The sequence below is a fragment of the Sodalis sp. RH24 genome, assembly GCF_047324145.1.
Lineage (GTDB): Bacteria > Pseudomonadota > Gammaproteobacteria > Enterobacterales > Enterobacteriaceae > Acerihabitans.
In genome coordinates this window covers 4,716,409-4,733,370 of the sequence record NZ_CP178729.1, presented here as the reverse complement: position 1 = coordinate 4,733,370, position 16,962 = coordinate 4,716,409, and the positions used below count along the sequence as shown (strand labels likewise).

16 protein-coding genes are annotated in these 16,962 nt (G+C 59.1%); 7 read left to right on the top strand and 9 right to left on the bottom strand.

Features of this window, described 5'->3' with window-relative positions; translation table 11 throughout:
* Positions 1-6 precede the first annotated feature (6 nt).
* From ACL2XG_RS21460 to ACL2XG_RS21420, 9 genes are all read right to left on the bottom strand, one after another.
* On the bottom strand, positions 7-993 hold the full coding sequence (locus ACL2XG_RS21460) for an aldo/keto reductase (RefSeq protein WP_413721308.1): 987 nt from the start codon (positions 991-993) through the stop codon (positions 7-9).
* A gap of 43 nt (positions 994-1,036) precedes the next feature.
* On the bottom strand, positions 1,037-2,200 hold the full coding sequence (locus tag ACL2XG_RS21455; RefSeq protein ID WP_413721309.1) for an aromatic ring-hydroxylating oxygenase subunit alpha: 1,164 nt from the start codon (positions 2,198-2,200) through the stop codon (positions 1,037-1,039).
* A 55-nt stretch (positions 2,201-2,255) separates the two neighbouring features.
* Positions 2,256-3,314, bottom strand: coding sequence for an LLM class flavin-dependent oxidoreductase (locus tag ACL2XG_RS21450; RefSeq protein ID WP_413721310.1), 1,059 nt, complete (start codon positions 3,312-3,314; stop codon positions 2,256-2,258).
* 47 nt (positions 3,315-3,361) lie between these two features.
* Positions 3,362-4,270 (bottom strand): amino acid ABC transporter permease, encoded by a 909-nt coding sequence (locus tag ACL2XG_RS21445; protein ID WP_410013768.1) that lies wholly within the window; start codon positions 4,268-4,270, stop codon positions 3,362-3,364.
* A 184-nt stretch (positions 4,271-4,454) separates the two neighbouring features.
* A complete protein-coding gene (locus ACL2XG_RS21440) occupies positions 4,455-5,237 on the bottom strand; it encodes an amino acid ABC transporter ATP-binding protein (RefSeq protein WP_410013767.1) in 783 nt (260 codons plus the stop codon).
* A 13-nt stretch (positions 5,238-5,250) separates the two neighbouring features.
* The gene (locus ACL2XG_RS21435) at positions 5,251-6,024 is read right to left on the bottom strand and encodes an SDR family NAD(P)-dependent oxidoreductase (RefSeq protein WP_410013766.1); all 774 of its coding nucleotides are present in this window, start codon (positions 6,022-6,024) and stop codon (positions 5,251-5,253) included.
* Positions 6,021-7,751, bottom strand: a complete 1,731-nt coding sequence (locus ACL2XG_RS21430) for an FAD-dependent oxidoreductase (RefSeq protein ID WP_413721311.1) — start codon at positions 7,749-7,751, stop codon at positions 6,021-6,023. Before ACL2XG_RS21430 ends, ACL2XG_RS21435 begins: the two co-directional genes overlap by 4 nt.
* An 11-nt stretch (positions 7,752-7,762) precedes the next feature.
* Positions 7,763-8,659, bottom strand: a complete 897-nt coding sequence (locus ACL2XG_RS21425) for an ABC transporter substrate-binding protein (RefSeq protein ID WP_413721312.1) — start codon at positions 8,657-8,659, stop codon at positions 7,763-7,765.
* 344 nt (positions 8,660-9,003) lie between these two features.
* Positions 9,004-9,339: a DUF2002 family protein gene (locus ACL2XG_RS21420; RefSeq protein WP_410013763.1), complete on the bottom strand. Its 336-nt coding sequence runs from the start codon at positions 9,337-9,339 to the stop codon at positions 9,004-9,006.
* Positions 9,340-9,611: 272 nt separating this feature from the next.
* Between ACL2XG_RS21420 and ACL2XG_RS21415 the strand changes: the two genes are divergently transcribed.
* The 7 genes from ACL2XG_RS21415 to proW all read left to right on the top strand — a co-directional run bounded on the left by ACL2XG_RS21415 (position 9,612) and on the right by proW (position 16,911).
* On the top strand, positions 9,612-9,926 hold the full coding sequence (locus ACL2XG_RS21415; RefSeq protein WP_410013762.1) for a YqjD family protein: 315 nt from the start codon (positions 9,612-9,614) through the stop codon (positions 9,924-9,926).
* A gap of 326 nt (positions 9,927-10,252) precedes the next feature.
* Complete coding sequence (nrdH, locus tag ACL2XG_RS21410) at positions 10,253-10,492, top strand: glutaredoxin-like protein NrdH (protein WP_410013761.1); 240 nt, start codon at positions 10,253-10,255, stop codon at positions 10,490-10,492.
* Positions 10,493-10,498: 6 nt separating this feature from the next.
* On the top strand, positions 10,499-10,912 hold the full coding sequence (gene nrdI, locus ACL2XG_RS21405; protein WP_410013760.1) for a class Ib ribonucleoside-diphosphate reductase assembly flavoprotein NrdI: 414 nt from the start codon (positions 10,499-10,501) through the stop codon (positions 10,910-10,912).
* Positions 10,894-13,044 carry a class 1b ribonucleoside-diphosphate reductase subunit alpha gene (nrdE, locus tag ACL2XG_RS21400; protein ID WP_410013759.1) on the top strand — a complete coding sequence of 717 codons (2,151 nt, stop codon included), beginning with the start codon at positions 10,894-10,896 and terminating at the stop codon, positions 13,042-13,044. Before nrdI ends, nrdE begins: the two co-directional genes overlap by 19 nt.
* A 20-nt stretch (positions 13,045-13,064) precedes the next feature.
* Positions 13,065-14,036: a class 1b ribonucleoside-diphosphate reductase subunit beta gene (nrdF, locus tag ACL2XG_RS21395; protein WP_410013758.1), complete on the top strand. Its 972-nt coding sequence runs from the start codon at positions 13,065-13,067 to the stop codon at positions 14,034-14,036.
* A gap of 477 nt (positions 14,037-14,513) precedes the next feature.
* The gene (gene proV, locus ACL2XG_RS21390) at positions 14,514-15,716 is read left to right on the top strand and encodes a glycine betaine/L-proline ABC transporter ATP-binding protein ProV (protein ID WP_413721313.1); all 1,203 of its coding nucleotides are present in this window, start codon (positions 14,514-14,516) and stop codon (positions 15,714-15,716) included.
* Positions 15,709-16,911 (top strand): glycine betaine/L-proline ABC transporter permease ProW, encoded by a 1,203-nt coding sequence (gene proW / locus ACL2XG_RS21385; protein WP_413721314.1) that lies wholly within the window; start codon positions 15,709-15,711, stop codon positions 16,909-16,911. Before proV ends, proW begins: the two co-directional genes overlap by 8 nt.
* Positions 16,912-16,962 lie beyond the last annotated feature (51 nt).

Sequence of the window (16,962 nt, the reverse complement as noted above, 5' to 3'; positions counted from 1 at the left end):
ATCGGATCAGGTGTGCTCGACGATCGCATGGGGAATATAAGGGGCCTCGAGCGCCGCGATTTCATTAGGCGTCAGGGTCATTTCCGTGGCGCCGGCCGCGTCCTCAAGGTGACGGAAAGACGTGGCGCCGATAATGGGCGCCGCCACCTCGGGTTTGGTAAACAGCCATGCCAGCGCCACCTGGGCCTGGGGTACGCCGCGCGCGGCGGCCACCTGGGTGACCGCTTCAATCACCGCCCGGTCGGCCTGTTCGGTGGCCGAGTATAAAAAGCCGGCATACGCATCGTTGGCGCCGCGTCCGGTGGCGGCCGCCTGCTGCCATGGCCGGGTCAGGCGTCCGCGCGCCAGCGGGCTCCACGGCGTTACCCCGATGCCCTGCGCCCGGCACAGTCCCATCATTTCCCGCTCTTCCTCGCGATAGAGCAGGTTGAGATGGTTCTGCATGGCGATAAACGGCGTCCAGCCGTTTTCCCGCGCCACGTGCAGCGCCGTGCAAAATTGCCAGGCATACATGGAGGACGCGCCCAGATAACGCACCTTGCCCATCTTCACCAGGTCGTGCAGCGCCTCCAGCGTCTCCTCCAGCGGGGTGTCATAATCCCAACGGTGGATCTGGTAGAGATCGATATAATCCGTTCCCAGGCGTTTCAGGCTGGCATCGATTTCGGTCATGATGCATTTGCGCGACAGTCCTTTACTGTTCGGTCCCTGGCGCATGGGATTGAACACCTTGCTGGTGATCACCACATCCTCGCGCCGGGCGAGATCCCGCAGCGCGCGGCCGAGGATTTCCTCGCTGTCTCCTTTGGCATAGGCGTTGGCGGTGTCGAAAAAATTAATCCCCAGCTCCAGCGCCTTTTGGATAAACGGCCTGCTTTGCCGCTCATCCAGCGTCCAGGCGTAACCGCTTTTTTCCGGGCGGGCATAGGTCATGCAGCCCAGGCACAGTGCGGAGACCTCAAGCCCCGACCGGCCGAGTTTTACCATTTTCATGCAACGTCCTTTCGTTATCGTGCGGCGCCACGCGCCGTCCGCCCTAGATGCGGGTGCGGATATAATTGGCCAGATGCCAGACCGTGGTTTCCAAATGTCCCAGTCGTCCCGGCCGCGCCAGCGAAGACAGGCTGCCGCGCTGCTGGGCGGCGTTGATGGCCAGATCCTCATCGATAATCGACAGGCTGGACGCCTTCATGGCGGCGGCGGTGTCGGCAAAACCGGGTTGGCTGCTTGACGCTTTCGACACCAGCACCAGGCGGTGCCAAACGGTCATATGCTTATTGATGGGCAGCAGCTGGCTGATGCTCAGCCGGTCGGGATTGAGGCCGATAAGGCAGCTGGGGTAGATCAGCATCAGGTCGATTTGGCGCATATCCTGCTCGCTGAACCCCGGCAGCGGGATCAGTCCCTCGGTCAGCACCTCCGAGAGTTCGCCATTCTTGCGCAGCGGCTGGTGGCACAAGGTCCAGCCGGGACCGTCCTCGCCGATATAACTCAGGCGTCCGGGAAAGCTGTCTTCCAGGGTGGTGCGGTGAACGGCGGAATGGTGGTAGCACTCCATAAAAGTTTCCACCGCCATTTTCCAGTTGAACGGACAGTCGTAATCCAGGGTATAAGCGGTATCCAGCTCCGCCACCTGGTACTTGTCGAACATGGCGTTGAGCGGCTTGAGCCGTTGCGCTATCGATTCCACCTGATCCGAGAAGGTGATAAAAATCAGGCCGTGGAAAATCTCGTGCCTGATCCGCGGCAGCTTGCATTGCTTACGGTCGAATTCCGCCGCCTGGTTCATATAAGGCGCGCCGATCAGGTTGCCGGTCAGATCATAAGTCCAGTTATGGAACGGGCACACCAGGGCCTTGGCGTTGCCGCTGCCCGAGACGATAGGCGCCCAGCGGTGCAGGCAGACGGCGGACATCACGTTTATCCCTTCCGCGTCGCGCGTCACCACCAGCGGTTCGTTAACGATATCCAGGGTAAAATAATCTCCGGCATGGGGTATTTGCGATATATGGCCGGCAAAAATCCAATCCCCCCGATATATTTTTTCCATTTCATGGGAAAAGAACGCATCGCTATTATAGGCTTCCGGCGGCAGCGTCGATGATAAGGCGGCATCATCGGAACGCTGCTGTTTAATTTTTTCCACGATAGTGGCGCTGTCGTCAATTGCGCAGTCAATCCGCCGTGAATAGTCAGGCATGATTTATCCCCTCGATTAACAAATATTGTGGGTAAGAGGTTATACGGGATAGTCTTTAATGAATATCCACCGTGACCTTACCCAGCGCTTTTTCCAATAGCGGAATCACCTCACGCCCGAATTTCTCCAAAGATTGCCTGGCGGCCTCGATCGGCATATCGCCAAATTGGAAAAAACAGTTATAGTGCGAAGGATTAATATCCGTTACTTCGTTAATAATCCGCTCGGCGACATAATGCGCGTCGCCAATAATCAAATTATCACGCACCACCGATGCGTCCGGTTCATCGGGGAATTTAGGCGCGGTGATAAACGCGCCCTGGGTCTCCAGCGTCTTACCGTGCAGGGCGCTTATCATCCTGGCGACGAATAATGCGCGTTCCGCCGCGTCCAGCGCCGCTTTTTTACTGTCGGTGACGTGGATATACTGCTGCACCGCCAGCGGCGTGGACGCCATCAGGCCGGCCTCGCGCCATTGCCGCCTGGCGTCCAGGGCCATCTCCTTCAGGCGCGGCGAACCGCGCCAGCCGGCGGTGATAAACGCGGTGGCGCCCCAGCGTGTAAACCGCTGCAACAACGCCGGATTGGTGGTGGTGATAAACAGCGGCGGCAGCGGCTGCTGGAGAGGCGTCAGTAAAAAGTCCGTTTCCACCCGCTCGCCGTTATGGGATAAGGATGCCGCCTTGCCGCCGGTCAGCGCCGTCTCGATAAATTGCCAGTTATCCAGCAGGACGCGATTGCGCTGTTCAACATCAATATTGTAGCGTTCGAATTCATAGGCCTGGTAGCCGCTGCCGATGCCCAGCACCAGCCGCCCTTCGGTCAGGCGATCCACCAGGGCGATTTCCTGCGCCAGGCGCATCGGCTGGTATAACGGCAGGACGATAACCGCGGTGCCGAGCTTGATGCGCCGGCTATATCCCGCCATATGGGCCGCCATTAATAACGGCGAGACGCTGATGGAATAATTGGTAAAATGATGTTCGGCAAACCAGGCGGTTTCAAAACCCATTTCTTCAGCCAGCGCCACCATCACGCGCGTATCTTTAATCACCCCTTGTATTCCCTGGGGATTATCCTGGTAAGACATTAAATTAAACAGGCCTAATTTCATCACAATCCCCTGAAGATAATATCAACCGATGTCAACGCTATTTATGATCATGCCGGCGCACCCTGGCCCTTGCGGAAATATTTTTCAATCCGCCCCTGGAGCCAGCTCAGCACGGTGGTGGCGATCAGGTACCAAATACAGGCCACGATCAATAGCGGAATATTTTCAAACGTCCGCGAATAAATCGACTGCGCTGAATACAATAAATCCGATAATGAAATCACGCTCACCAGCGACGTGGTTTTCAGCATGCCGATCACCTGGTTGCCGGTGGGCGGAATAATAAAAGGTATCGCCTGGGGCAGAATTACCCGCCGCAGCCATTGCGCTTTATTCATGCCCAGGGCGCGGGCCGCTTCCTGCTGGCCGTTATCCACCGAGGACATGCCCGCGCGGATAATCTCCGCCATATACGCCGCTTCATTCAGCCCCAGCCCCAGGATGGCGGCGGTATAGGGGGTAATGATATCGTTCATGCTGCCCTGGTAGAGGGTAAACACATGAGGTATCCCGATATAGGCCTCTGGATACAGCGCCGCCAGGTTGTACCAGAAAATCAACTGCACCAGCACCGGCGTGCCGCGGAAAAACCAGATATAACCGGAGCTGAAGTGCGCCAGCAATGGGTTGGCGGACAGGCGCAGGGTAGCTATCACCACGCTCAGCACAATCGCCAGCAGCATAATCGTCAACGTCAGCCACAGGGTGACCCATAAGCCGGTCAGGATGGTCGGCGAAAACAGATAATGTCCGACGGTCGGCCAGCCGAAGTTCTCATTCATTACCATCGAATGCACCAGCATGATCAGCAGCAGCGTACAGACGGCCACTGAAATCCAGCGCCCCGGATAGCGGGTCGGCACCACGGTCAGGGCGTCGTGGGGAAAGGCCGGCGCGTCATGGCCCTTATCGCGCGGGTGTTGCCCCACGGCCTGATATTGCTGGTTATCTGTCATGTTATCTCTCATTCATGCTCGCTGACTTCTGTTAACACAGGCAGGATACGGCGCCGGCAACGGTATTAATTAATCAGTTAATTAATAATATGCACCTGCATTCTGATACTGTCAATAAAAAAACCGACGCAATTTAATTTTTTAATTAAAATTAAATCCATATAAAACAATTCGTTAGTTAAATTCATTTGCCGGCAAGATGTTTAGCCAGGAAAGCACGCGTCCGGGAGTGCTGTGGGCGCTGAAACATTTCCGCCGGCGGGCTTTTTTCGATGATCGCCCCGTTATCCATAAACGCCACGCTATCCCCGACTTCGCGGGCAAAGGCCATTTCGTGGGTCACCACCACCATGGTCATGCCCTCCTCGGCCAGGCCGCGCATGACATCCAGCACTTCGCCGACCAGCTCCGGATCCAGGGCGCTGGTCGGTTCGTCGAACAACATCAGCGCGGGTTTCATCGCCAATGCCCGTGCGATGGCGACGCGCTGCTGCTGGCCGCCGGAAAGCTGCGCGGGATAAGCATTCAGCCGATGCGACAATCCCACCCGCGCAAGCAGGCTCCTGCCCTGCTCCAGCGCCTCGGCGCGCGGCACTTTACGCACCCGCATCGGCGCTTCGATCACATTTTCCAGCGCGGTCATATGGCCGAACAGGTTAAAGCGCTGGAACACCATGCCGATGCCGGCGCGCTTGCGGGCGATTTCCGCCTCTTTCAGTTCATAGAGCTTATCGCCCACCCGGCGATAGCCCATCAATTCCCCGCCGACGTACAGCGCGCCGCCGTCAATTTTTTCCAGGTGATTGATACAGCGCAGAAAGGTCGATTTGCCGGAACCGGAAGGTCCGATCAGGCAGACCACTTCCCCCTGCCGTATTTGCAGATCCACGCCCTTGAGGATCTCCTGGCCGTGAAATCGTTTTACCACCTGATAAGCGGCCACCGCCGGCGTATCGTGTTCTGACATCGTTACCGCCTCTCTATCTCGTCATATACCAGGTACACAGCCCGCCGCCGTCCACCACCAGCATCTGGCCGGTGGTATAGGCGGCGCCGGGGGACAGCAGGTACCCCACCGCCGCGGCCACCTCCTCCGGCAAGCCGGCGCGCCGCAGCGGCAGGCGCGCCACCTCGGCGGCCAGCTGCGGTTCACGCCGTTGCCAGTCGCCGGCCGCGGATCGTATCGGCCCGGGACTGACGCCATTGACCCGGATGCCATAGTCCGCCCATTCCACGGCCATCTGCCGGGTCAGATTGACCACCGCCGCCTTGCTCGGGCCGAAGGCCCCGGCGCCGGGATAGCAGCGATGGGCCGACGCCCCGGCAATATTCACGATGCCGCCCCCGCCCCGGGCGCGCATGATCTTCGCCACTTCGGTGCCCACCACAAAACACCCGGTCAGGTTGATATTCACCACCTGCAGCCAGGCGTCATCGTCCAGGCTGAGCAACTCGCCGGCGGCGGTGGCGCCGGCGTTATTCACCAGCATATCGATCCCGCCGAACTCGGCGGCGATCGCGGCCACCTGAGAACCAACCGCGCCGCGATCGGTGATGTCGCCATAATAGGCGCGCGCCTGGCGCCCGGTTTGGCGGATCTCCGCCACCAGCCGATCGGCTGAATCCCGATCCCGCCTGAGCAGCAATGCAATATTGGCGCCAGATCGGGCGAGCGCCAGGGAAACGGCGCGGCCGATGCCTTTGGATCCGCCGGTTACCAGGGCGGTTGGCGCGGGTTTGATATCAGGTATCATGACAACTCCGTGGTGATGGCCGGGGAAGCGACGCCCGCGGCCGGTAAAACATCATCCCCGCCTCCAGACGCCGGGCCGGCGGCCAGGGTCCGCCCGCAGATATAGCCCCAGGTCAGGTTAGGTCCAAGCGTGGTGCCGGCGCCGACGCCGCGGGTGCCGATGGGATTGGCCATGGCCACGCCGGCGCAGAACAGCCCGGGGATCACATGGCCGTCAAGGTGGATCACGCGGCCGAACTCATCGGTGCGCGGGCCGCCTTTGGTGGCGGTGAAGCTGCGGTTAAACGGCACGGCGATAAACGGCGCCCGCTGGATAGGCCGCAGGCCGCCGTGAAAACGCCGATCGCCCCGCCCATGGCCCGCGGCCAGATGCCGCTGGAAATCCTCATCCACGCCGCGGGCGCAAAAATCGTTAAAACGCGCAACGGTTTCCTCCAGGGATGCCCGCGGCAAACCAAGCTGGTCCGCCAGGGCGCCGATGCTGCCGGCCCTGCGCATCCATCCCCGGCTGCGCAGGGCGCAGGCCAGCAAAAACGGCGCGCGCCACAGCAGGCGGGCATCGGCAATCAGCCAGGCGGGAAGATGCCGCGGTAATCCGCCCTGCCCATCACGCGCATCCAGCGCTTCGCCGAGGTTAAAGGCAAACTCGTTGGTAAAACGCCGGCCCTCTCGGTTAACCAGGATGGCGTTGGGTTCGTATTGAAAAAACACCGACAGGCCATAGGGACGCCCTTCGTAGCGGGTCGGCAGCGATCCGCTCATATTCGCCTGATCCATGTGCGCCAGCCGCGCGCCCACGGCCTGGGCCATGCGGTGGCCGTCGCCCTCGTTGGTGCGCGGGCTGGAAATGGCGTCAAACGGCCCGGGAAAATGCGCCGCGCGCCGCAGCGCATCCCATTCAAAACCACCGCTGGCCAGCACCACGCCGCGCTGGGCCGTAATCCGGGTCAGACGGCCGTCGCGGCTGAACCAGGCGCCCGTGACCGCCCCCGCGGCGTCGGTGATGAGATCAACGACCCTGGCCGACATTTCGATCCGGCAGCCATGGGCCAGGCAGCCGGCCAGCAGCCCGGTAATCAGCGCCGCGCCCTTGGTGCGGGTGCGGGTGATGGCGCGCCATAGCAGCCGTGGCGCCAGCTTGAGCGCTACCCTGACCGGATGATGATAGATATCCTCGCCGATGACTTCCTGGTAGGTATAGACCTGAGGCAGGGGGGAACGCCTGACCGGACAGCGTCTTTTGCCCAGCACCCCGGCCCGCAGCGGATCGGGCGTCAGCATACGGCCGAAGGCCTTGGCGCCGGCGCAGTCCATCAGCGGATCGGCCTCCGGCGTCAGGCTGAAACGCAATGGCGTATGGGTTTCCAGAAAACGCAGCATCTCGGGCGCGGAACGCGCAAACTGTGCCCACAGCCGGTCTTCGCCGGCGCGCCAACCCGCGGGCGCGGCGGCGCGCAGGTATTCCAGCGCCTGCGCGGGGCTATCCTCGACCCCGCGGGCCAGGGCGTGATGATTGGCGGGCACCCATACCGCGCCGCCCGACATGGCCGAGGTGCCGCCCAGGACAGCGGCTTTTTCCACGATCAGCACCGCCAGTCCCGCCGCCGCCGCGCTCAGCGCCGCGCTTAACGCGGCGCTGCCCGACCCCACCACCAGCACATCGCACCGCAGCTGGCTGTCGGCAATCGGGACAGGGGCTGTCCCGGTCTGTTTATCCGCCCGCATCATCGGTTGCGCGCTTATTGCATCGGGCGGGTGGTGAACAGATTAATACCCGGCTGTTCCAGCATCACGGGTTCCAAATCCCATTTTTTCATGATGCGGGCGTATTCGCCGTTGGACCACAGTACCTTCAGCGCGTCAAGCAGGGCCTGGGCCAGTTGCTGGTTATCGGGCTTGACCACGATGCCAAGATAATATTTCGGCATCAGCGGCATGGTCACGGTGCGAATCGGCCGGGGCGCCACTTTTTTGATTTCGGCGGCGGCGGCGGCGTCGTTGAGCACAAAATCGATACGTCCCGCGTACAGCGCCAGCAGCACGGCGTCCGCCGACGGCAGGGTGGTCACCTTAATGGCCGGTTTATTATTCTTCGTGCAGTTAGGTGAAAAAATTTCGCTGATGGCATGTTCAAAATCGGTGCCTGACTGCACGCCGACCTTCAGGCCGCACAGCGATAACGGATCGTTGACGATGCTTTTATTACTGGCCAGGGTATAAACTTCATTGGTGGCATAGGCATAGTTCACGAAGGTCACCTGCTTTTCACGCTCCAGGCTGTCGGAAATGCATTCCATCGCCATATCGTAACGTCCGCTTTTTACGCCGGGGATCAGGCCGGCGAAATCGATGGAGACCGGATTGATGCCCACCCCCAGCACTTTGCCGATGGCGTTCCACAGATCCGGCTCAAACCCCACCATGGTTTTATTATCATCGGCGAACACCTCGCACGGCGGGTAATGGGCATCGGTCACCAGATTGATAACGCCCTGGGTTTTGATCTTGTCCGGCAATAGCGCGTGCAGGGCGTTGTCCATGGCGATCGGCGCCGGGTCCTCGGCGCTCGCCGCGCCGCACAGAGTCAGGCCGGCGCACAACAACACAGCGTGGAGCAGGGATGGTGTCATTCTCATGCTTGCAATACTCCCGAAAGGTCTTTATCTGGTTTACCCGATGATCTGGGCGTAAACACCGGCAGACACGTCATGACGCCTGCGGCGATGGCCGGCCGTGGTAGCGTACCGATAAAGGGGAAGTAGCAACTAGCGTGCCATCAGTTAACTAATCAATTAATTAACTGATTAATGGCTCAATCCCGCCGTGCGAATCGATCCGCCCGCCGGGATCATGCTGGAAAAATGACCTATGAAAGTGCAGATGTTGCAATTTTTCATCATAGTAGTGCGCGTCCACCGGCGATTGATGGCATGACCAAACGCCGGTATAGCATGATGAATCCACCGTGGAGGGGATCGGGTTAATTGAACATTTTCTGCAAATAGCGGGTTAACGAGGCGCGGGAAGAAAAACCATGGGGGATGCCGTAATGGCTGTCGGGCTTGCCGTCCGGATCGGAAGGAAAGACTTGATAGTTGTCGCTGGAGCGTACCGGCGACGTCGGGGCGGCAAACAGGCTGCTTTTATCGCGCAGCGAAGGATGAACGACCAGGGCGGTTCGGCCCAGTTTAGCCTCCCGATTCACATAGACATAGTGGTGACCTTTACGGTAACCGTAACATTGTCGGGTGATATAATCTCTTTCGAATCCGGAGTTTTCCAGTTCGCGAGCGACTTCATCGGGTCTTAAATACATTATTTGTCCTCTCTTCAGTCACAGTGAAGTGATCCCAGCTAATGTAATCAGTTAAGCGTCCGGTCAGTAGACGCAGCGCGTGATTTCGGATTAATCCAAAAACCGGCTCCGGCCGGGTTCCGGCAACGCGCCAGACCGCGCCAAGCCGCCCGTCGCGCTTGTTCCGGCCCCGCCGACGCCTGTCCCGACGACGGCAGGCGGCCTTACCGCCGCGGCAGGAATGGCGTGGATAGTCTACAGTTAAACTATCATTAGCCAAAAGGGAGAAACAAATGTTTACGAAAGCTGAAAAAAATGATCTGCAAAGAGATATTAAAGACGATGTTTCTCTGTTAGCCGATACACTGGATGAATTGCTTAGTACGTCTGAAAAAACCACCAAAGAACAGCTGGACGCGCTGCGCAGTAAAGCTAAAGACGTCTTGAAAGACGCGCGCGCGCGCGCCGGCGGCACCAGCCGTATCGGACAGTACGCCCGCGACACCGCGGTCCAGACCAAAAATTACGTGGTCGAGAAACCGTGGCAGAGCCTTGGCATCACTACCGCGGTCGGTATCGTGCTCGGCGTGTTGCTCTCGCGCCGTTAAGGCCGATGGGCAATAAGAGACGCGGGGGTGATGCAGGACCTCCTACCTGGTAACCGTGCCGGGTGATTTTCAAGACATCACTATTTTCTTGCACCGCCAGCCGTATCCTTTGCAGTACCGCAGCCCGCGCTCCCCAAGGAGCGCGGGCTTTTTTGTCGCCTGTTCCCCCGACCTCAGTGAAAAATTGTCGCATCATCCCATATATTGTGTGGTTGATAAAAATAATATCTACATATAGTATTAGTTTCAGGCAAGCCACCCTACCGGCTAGCACCGCCTGGGCGATATTACCACTATAATGTTAACGCGTAAGGGGAATGCGAATCATGACTATTACTATTTACACTAAACCGGATTGCGTCCAATGTCACGCCACCTGCCGCGCGCTGGACAGAAAAGGCATCAGCTATCGGTTAGTGGATCTGGTGGCAGACGGCCAGGCGCTGGCCCATGTGAAATCGTTGGGGTATCAGCAGGTTCCGGTGGTGCAGACGCCCAGCGAGCACTGGAGCGGCTTCAGGCCGGATAAAATCAATCTGCTTGCCGCCACCGCCCTGGCGTCGTGAGCCATCATGTTATCTGCGCAACCGCTGCTGGTGTACTTTTCCAGCAGCTCGGAAAATACGCATCGGTTTGTCGGCAAGTTAACGCTGCCGGCGCTGCGCATTCCCCTGGCGACCAGCCAGAAACTGCAGGTGGACCGGCCCTATATTCTGATAGTGCCGAGCTATGGCGGCGGCAGCCAGCACGGCGCCGTGCCGCCCCAGGCCGTCCGCTTTCTTAACGATGCAACTAACCGTTCCTGGCTCCGCGGCGTCATCGGTGCCGGTAACCGTAACTTTGGCGCAGCCTTCTGTCTGGCGGGCGATATTATCGCCAGGAAATGCCAGGTGCCGTTCCTTGATCGCATTGAGCTATTGGGTACGGCGGAAGACGTGGCGCGGGTACGTATGGGAGTAACCACATTTTGGCAACAGCAGAACTGAACATCACTCAACCCGGTCCGGCGCTGGCGGATTATCATGCCCTGAACGCCATGCTCAATCTCTATGACGAGCACGGCAATATTCAGTTCGATAAGGACCGGCAGGCCGTCGAGCGCTATTTCGAGCAGCACGTGGTGCCCAACACCCGGCGGTTTCCCTCCCTGGCCGCCCGGCTGCGCTATCTGGTGGATGAGGGTTACTACGAGGCGCAGGTACTGGCCCCCTACTCCCAGGACACCCTGGAGGCCTTGTTCCGGCAGGCCGACGCGCGCCAGTTCCGTTTCCAGACGTTTATGGGCGCGCTGAAATTCTATACCAGCTATACCCTGAAATCATTTGACGGCAAACAGTATCTGGAGCGCTTCGAGGACCGGGTATGCATGGTGGCGCTGACGCTTGCCGCCGGCGACGGCGCCCTGGCGTCCAGGCTGGTGGATGAAATGCTGTCGGGACGTTTCCAGCCCGCGACCCCCACCTTTCTCAACTGCGGCAAACAGCAACGCGGGGAGTATGTCTCCTGTTTCCTGCTGCGCATCGAGGATAATATGGAATCCATCGGCCGCTCGGTCAACGCGGCGCTGCAGTTGTCCAAACGCGGCGGCGGCGTAGCCTTTATGCTCACCAACCTGCGCGAGGCCGGGGCGCCGATCAAGCGTATCGAAAACCAGTCGTCCGGCGTTATTCCGGTGATGAAAATGCTGGAGGACGCCTTTTCCTACGCCAACCAGCTTGGCGCGCGCCAGGGCGCCGGCGCCGTCTACCTGCATGCCCATCATCCGGACATCATGCGTTTTCTCGATACCAAACGGGAAAACGCCGATGAAAAAATCCGTATCAAAACCCTGTCGCTGGGCGTGGTCATTCCGGATGTCACCTTCGAGCTGGCGCGCGACAATAAGCCGATGTACCTGTTCTCGCCCTACGACGTCGAGCGGATTTACGGCCAGCCTTTTTCGCAACTCAGCATCAGTGAAAAATACCATGAGATGGCGGCCGACCCCCGCATCCGCAAGACCAGCATCGACGCCCGGCAGTTTTTCCAGACGCTGGCGGAAATCCAGTTTGAGTCGGGTTATCCCTATATGGTGTTCGAGGATACGGTAAACCGCGCCAATCCCATCAAAGGCCGCATCAATATGAGCAATCTGTGCTCGGAGATCCTGCAGGTCAACAGCGCGACTGAATATAACGAGGATCTCAGCTACCGGCAGGTCGGCCATGATATCTCCTGCAACCTGGGCTCGCTGAATATCGCCCGCGCCATGGACGAACCGGATCTGGGCAATACGGTGGAAACCGCCGTGCGAGCCCTGACCGCCGTATCCGACATGAGCCGGATAAATTCTGTGCCCTCCATCGTCAAAGGCAACGACGCCTCCCATGCCATCGGCCTTGGGCAAATGAACCTGCACGGCTTTCTGGCGCGCGAGCATATTTACTACGGCTCGGAGGAAGGCGTGGATTTTACCGATATGTACTTTTACGCCGTCACCTACCATGCGGTGCGGGCGTCAAACCGCCTGGCCATCGAACGGGGTGTGACCTTCGCGGGTTTTGCCGACTCCCGTTATGCCAGCGGAGACTACTTTACGCCCTATGTCGAACGGCAATGGCGGCCTAAAACCGAACGGGTGCGGGCGCTGTTCGCCCGGGCCGGCATCGCCCTGCCCACCCGCGAGGATTGGCTGGCGCTGCGCGCGTCGGTGATGGCGCATGGACTCTACAACCAGAACCTGCAGGCGGTGCCGCCGACCGGCTCCATTTCCTATATCAATCATTCCACATCCAGCATCCATCCGATTGTCTCGCGCATCGAGATCCGCAAAGAGGGTAAAACCGGCCGGGTCTATTATCCGGCGCCCTTTATGGACAACGATAACCTGCACTATTACCAGGACGCATATGAAATCGGGCCGGAAAAAATCATCGATACCTACGCCGCCGCCACGCGCCATGTCGATCAGGGCCTGTCGCTGACGCTGTTTTTCCGGGATACCGCCACTACCCGCGATATCAACAAGGCGCAAATCTACGCCTGGAAAAAAGGCATCAAGACGCTGTACTACATACGTATCCGCCAGTTGGCGCTGGAAGGCACTGAAGTCGCCGGCTGCGTCTCGTGCGCGCTGTAACGGTAAAGGAGACTATCACCATGACCACCGCTCAACCGATCTCCCGCGTCCAGGCGGTAAACTGGAACCGGATTGAAGACGATAAGGATCTGGAGGTGTGGAACCGCCTGACCGCGAATTTCTGGCTGCCGGAAAAATTACCGCTGTCCAATGATATCCCCTCGTGGTCGACATTATCCGCGCAGGAACAGGAACTGACCATCCGGGTATTTACCGGGCTGACATTGCTGGATACAGTGCAAAATACCGTCGGCGCGCCGGCATTAATGGCCGATGCGGTAACGCCGCACGAGGAAGCGGTATTCTCCAATATCAGCTTTATGGAGGCGGTGCATGCGCGCTCCTACAGTTCGATATTTTCCACGCTGTGCGCCATGCCGGAGGTGGATGCGGCATACCGCTGGAGCGAGCAGAACGAAGCCTTGCAAAATAAAGCGGCCATTATTCTGCGTCATTACCGCCATGACGATCCGCTGACGAAAAAAGTCGCCAGCGTCTTTCTGGAGTCCTTTCTATTTTATTCCGGTTTTTACCTGCCGATGTATTATTCCAGCCGGGCAAAACTCACTAATACCGCCGACCTGATCCGGTTAATTATCCGTGATGAAGCGGTGCACGGTTATTATATCGGCTATAAATTCCAGCGTGCGCTGGAACGGGCCACGCCCGAGCGGCGCGAGCAGATCAAGACCTTTACCTACGACCTGCTGCAGGACCTGTATGAGAACGAACTGCTTTACAGCGCGCAGCTGTATGACGGGGTCGGCTGGACAGCGGACGTTACGGCATTTTTGCATTACAATGCCAATAAAGCCTTGATGAACCTGGGTTATGAAGCATTATTCCCGGCATCGATGACCAACGTCAATCCGGAAATCCTATCCGCGCTGTCGCCCAACGCCGACGAAAACCACGATTTTTTCTCCGGTTCCGGGTCGTCTTATGTGATGGGCCGCGCGGTCAATACCGAGGACGAGGACTGGGCCTTTTAATCTCCCCGGCGCGCAGGAGCTATTTTTCCGCGCCCGGTAAGAGACTATTTCCGCTGATAACGGCTTACCCATGCCGTTATTTATTATAAATTCCGCCATCCCGATTTAATTGTTTCCCTCCCATGGGAGGGAATTATATATCCAGGGTTCATCCCCGCGGTTCCCTGCGTATCACCTGCCCCACACGACCTATCGTCTTTTCTGCCGTAAAATTATTCACTCTTAGCCCTTGACGCATGAAATTCACGCCAAAACCGTGCCTGTGCATTAAAAAAATTCGCAAGACTGTTTATTTCCCTAAGCCCTTGTCACGTTTAGCCGAAATGGCTGAAACGATAGCGGCTCAAGGACGGGATATTCAACTGGATAAGGCCTTGGGGGTTGTCTCAAATGCTCAGTATGTTAGGGTATACAGCGTTTTTATATTGGCAGGACCCTTAAATATATTAGAAAACCATACGGGAACTTGATAATTGCATGGCTGTTAAACTTGAAGTAAAAAACCTCTATAAAATATTCGGCGAACATCCCGAACGGGCATTTAAGCTGATTCAGGCAGGGCACGATAAGGATACCCTATTCGCCAAGACCGGTCTGACGGTGGGCGTAAAAGATGCCAGTCTGGCCATTGAAGAAGGCGAGATATTCGTCATCATGGGATTATCCGGTTCCGGTAAATCCACCATGGTACGCCTTCTCAATCGTCTGATAGAACCGACCCGCGGCGAGGTGCTGATCGACGGCGTCGATATCGCCCGGATATCCGACAACGCCCTGCGCGAGGTGCGGCGTAAAAAAATCAGCATGGTGTTCCAGTCCTTTGCGCTGATGCCGCATCTGAACGTGCTGGACAATACCGCGTTTGGCATGATGCTGGCCGGCATACCGGCGCAGGAACGCCACGCCAAGGCGCTGGAAGCCTTGACGCAGGTGGGGCTGGATAAGCATGCGTTGTCCTGGCCCGACGAGCTGTCGGGCGGCATGCGCCAACGCGTCGGCCTGGCGCGGGCGCTGGCGAACGACCCCGATATCCTGCTGATGGATGAGGCTTTTTCGGCGCTCGACCCGTTAATCCGCGCCGAAATGCAGGACGAATTGGTGAAGCTGCAATCCCGCCATCAGCGCACCATCGTATTTATCTCCCATGATCTCGACGAAGCGATGCGCATCGGCGACCGCATCGCCATCATGCAGGGCGGCGTGGTGGTGCAGGTGGGCACGCCGGATGAAATTCTCAACAATCCGGCCAACGACTATGTGCGCACGTTCTTTCGCGGCGTAGACGTCAGCCATGTTTTCAGCGCCAAGGATATCGCGCGCCGTCGTCCGGTAACGCTTATCCGCAAGACGCCGGGGTTCGGCCCCCGCTCCGCCCTTAAGCTGCTGCAGGATGAAGACCGCGATTTCGGTTATGTCCTGGAGCGCGGCCAGAAATTTATCGGCGTGGTGTCCATCGATTCGCTGAAAGCCGCCCTTGCGGACAATCTTCCCCTGGAACAGGCGCTGCTCGAGAGCCCCGTGCCCGTGCCGGGAGATATGCCGCTCAGCGAGCTGATCTCCACCGTCGCCCAGGCGCCTTGCGCCGTACCGGTGGTCGGCGAGGAGAATCAATATATCGGCATTATTTCCAAGGGCATGTTGCTACAGGCATTAGACAAAGAAGGGGCGACCAATGAGTAAGCCAACCACCGATCCATGGGGCGGCGCGCAGGCCGCGCCCGCAGCCGACGCCAGCCAGACCCAGTCCGCCGCGCCGCAGTCCGCCGATCCCTGGGGCGGGGCCGCCGCGCAGCAGCATGACGCCGTCGCGCAGACCGCCCCCGCCAACGGAGCGGGCAGCGCCGCCGACGCCTGGGGCAATACCGCCACGCCTCCCGCCGACGGCGCCGGGGCGCACACCGCCCAGCAGGGCGCCGACTGGCTCAACAGCGGGCCGGCTCCCGCGCCTGAGCATTTTAATCTGCTGGATCCGTTTCACACTACCCTGATCCCGCTCGATACCTGGGTCACCCACGGCATCGATTGGGTGGTGCTGCATTTCCGGCCGTTGTTCCAGGGTATCCGCGTGCCGGTGGATATCATCCTCGGCGGCTTCCAGCATCTGTTGCTGGGCATGCCCGCCCCGGTGGCCATCCTGGTGTTCGCCCTGCTGGCCTGGCAGATGTCGAGCCTGGGCATGGGCATCGCCACCCTGGTCTCGCTGGCGATTATCGGCGCCATCGGCGCCTGGGCGCAGGCCATGGTCACGCTGGCGCTGGTGCTCACCTCGCTGTTTTTCTGCGTGGTGATAGGCCTGCCGCTGGGCATTTGGCTGGCGCGCAGTGATGGCGCGGCCAAAATCATCCGCCCATTGCTGGACGCCATGCAGACCACGCCGGCGTTCGTCTACCTGGTGCCCATCGTCATGCTGTTCGGCATCGGCAATGTGCCGGGGGTGGTGGTGACCATTATCTTCGCCCTGCCGCCGGTGGTGCGCCTGACCATCCTGGGTATCAAACAGGTGCCGGAAGACCTGATAGAAGCCGCCGAATCGTTCGGCGCCAGCCCCGGCCAGCTGCTGTTCAAAGTGCAGTTGCCGCTGGCGATGCCGACCATCATGGCCGGGATTAACCAGACGCTGATGCTGGCGCTCTCGATGGTGGTCATCGCCTCGATGATTGCCGTCGGCGGCCTGGGCCAGATGGTCCTGCGCGGCATCGGCCGCCTGGATATGGGGCTTGCCACCATCGGCGGGGTCGGCATCGTGATACTGGCCATAATCCTCGATCGTCTGACGCAATCCCTGGGACGCGACAGCCGCAGCCGCGGCAACCGCCGCTGGTACGCCGCCGGTCCCCTGGGCCTGTTCACCCGCCCGTTTGCCAAAAAAGCCTGACCCTTTGCCGGGCGCGGGCTCCCCGCCCCCGGCGTCTGAAAGTTAAAATAC

Coding starts and splice junctions, on each gene's coding strand:
- ACL2XG_RS21440 (WP_410013767.1), bottom strand. CDS start 5,237: ATGTCAGAACACGATACGCCGGCGGTGGCCGCTTATCAGGTGGTAAAA.
- proV (WP_413721313.1), top strand. CDS start 14,514: ATGGCTGTTAAACTTGAAGTAAAAAACCTCTATAAAATATTCGGCGAA.
- ACL2XG_RS21430 (WP_413721311.1), bottom strand. CDS start 7,751: ATGATGCGGGCGGATAAACAGACCGGGACAGCCCCTGTCCCGATTGCC.
- proW (WP_413721314.1), top strand. CDS start 15,709: ATGAGTAAGCCAACCACCGATCCATGGGGCGGCGCGCAGGCCGCGCCC.
- ACL2XG_RS21445 (WP_410013768.1), bottom strand. CDS start 4,270: ATGACAGATAACCAGCAATATCAGGCCGTGGGGCAACACCCGCGCGAT.
- nrdH (WP_410013761.1), top strand. CDS start 10,253: ATGACTATTACTATTTACACTAAACCGGATTGCGTCCAATGTCACGCC.
- nrdI (WP_410013760.1), top strand. CDS start 10,499: ATGTTATCTGCGCAACCGCTGCTGGTGTACTTTTCCAGCAGCTCGGAA.
- ACL2XG_RS21450 (WP_413721310.1), bottom strand. CDS start 3,314: ATGAAATTAGGCCTGTTTAATTTAATGTCTTACCAGGATAATCCCCAG.
- ACL2XG_RS21435 (WP_410013766.1), bottom strand. CDS start 6,024: ATGATACCTGATATCAAACCCGCGCCAACCGCCCTGGTAACCGGCGGA.
- ACL2XG_RS21455 (WP_413721309.1), bottom strand. CDS start 2,200: ATGCCTGACTATTCACGGCGGATTGACTGCGCAATTGACGACAGCGCC.
- ACL2XG_RS21420 (WP_410013763.1), bottom strand. CDS start 9,339: ATGTATTTAAGACCCGATGAAGTCGCTCGCGAACTGGAAAACTCCGGA.
- ACL2XG_RS21425 (WP_413721312.1), bottom strand. CDS start 8,659: ATGAGAATGACACCATCCCTGCTCCACGCTGTGTTGTTGTGCGCCGGC.
- ACL2XG_RS21460 (WP_413721308.1), bottom strand. CDS start 993: ATGAAAATGGTAAAACTCGGCCGGTCGGGGCTTGAGGTCTCCGCACTG.
- nrdF (WP_410013758.1), top strand. CDS start 13,065: ATGACCACCGCTCAACCGATCTCCCGCGTCCAGGCGGTAAACTGGAAC.
- ACL2XG_RS21415 (WP_410013762.1), top strand. CDS start 9,612: ATGTTTACGAAAGCTGAAAAAAATGATCTGCAAAGAGATATTAAAGAC.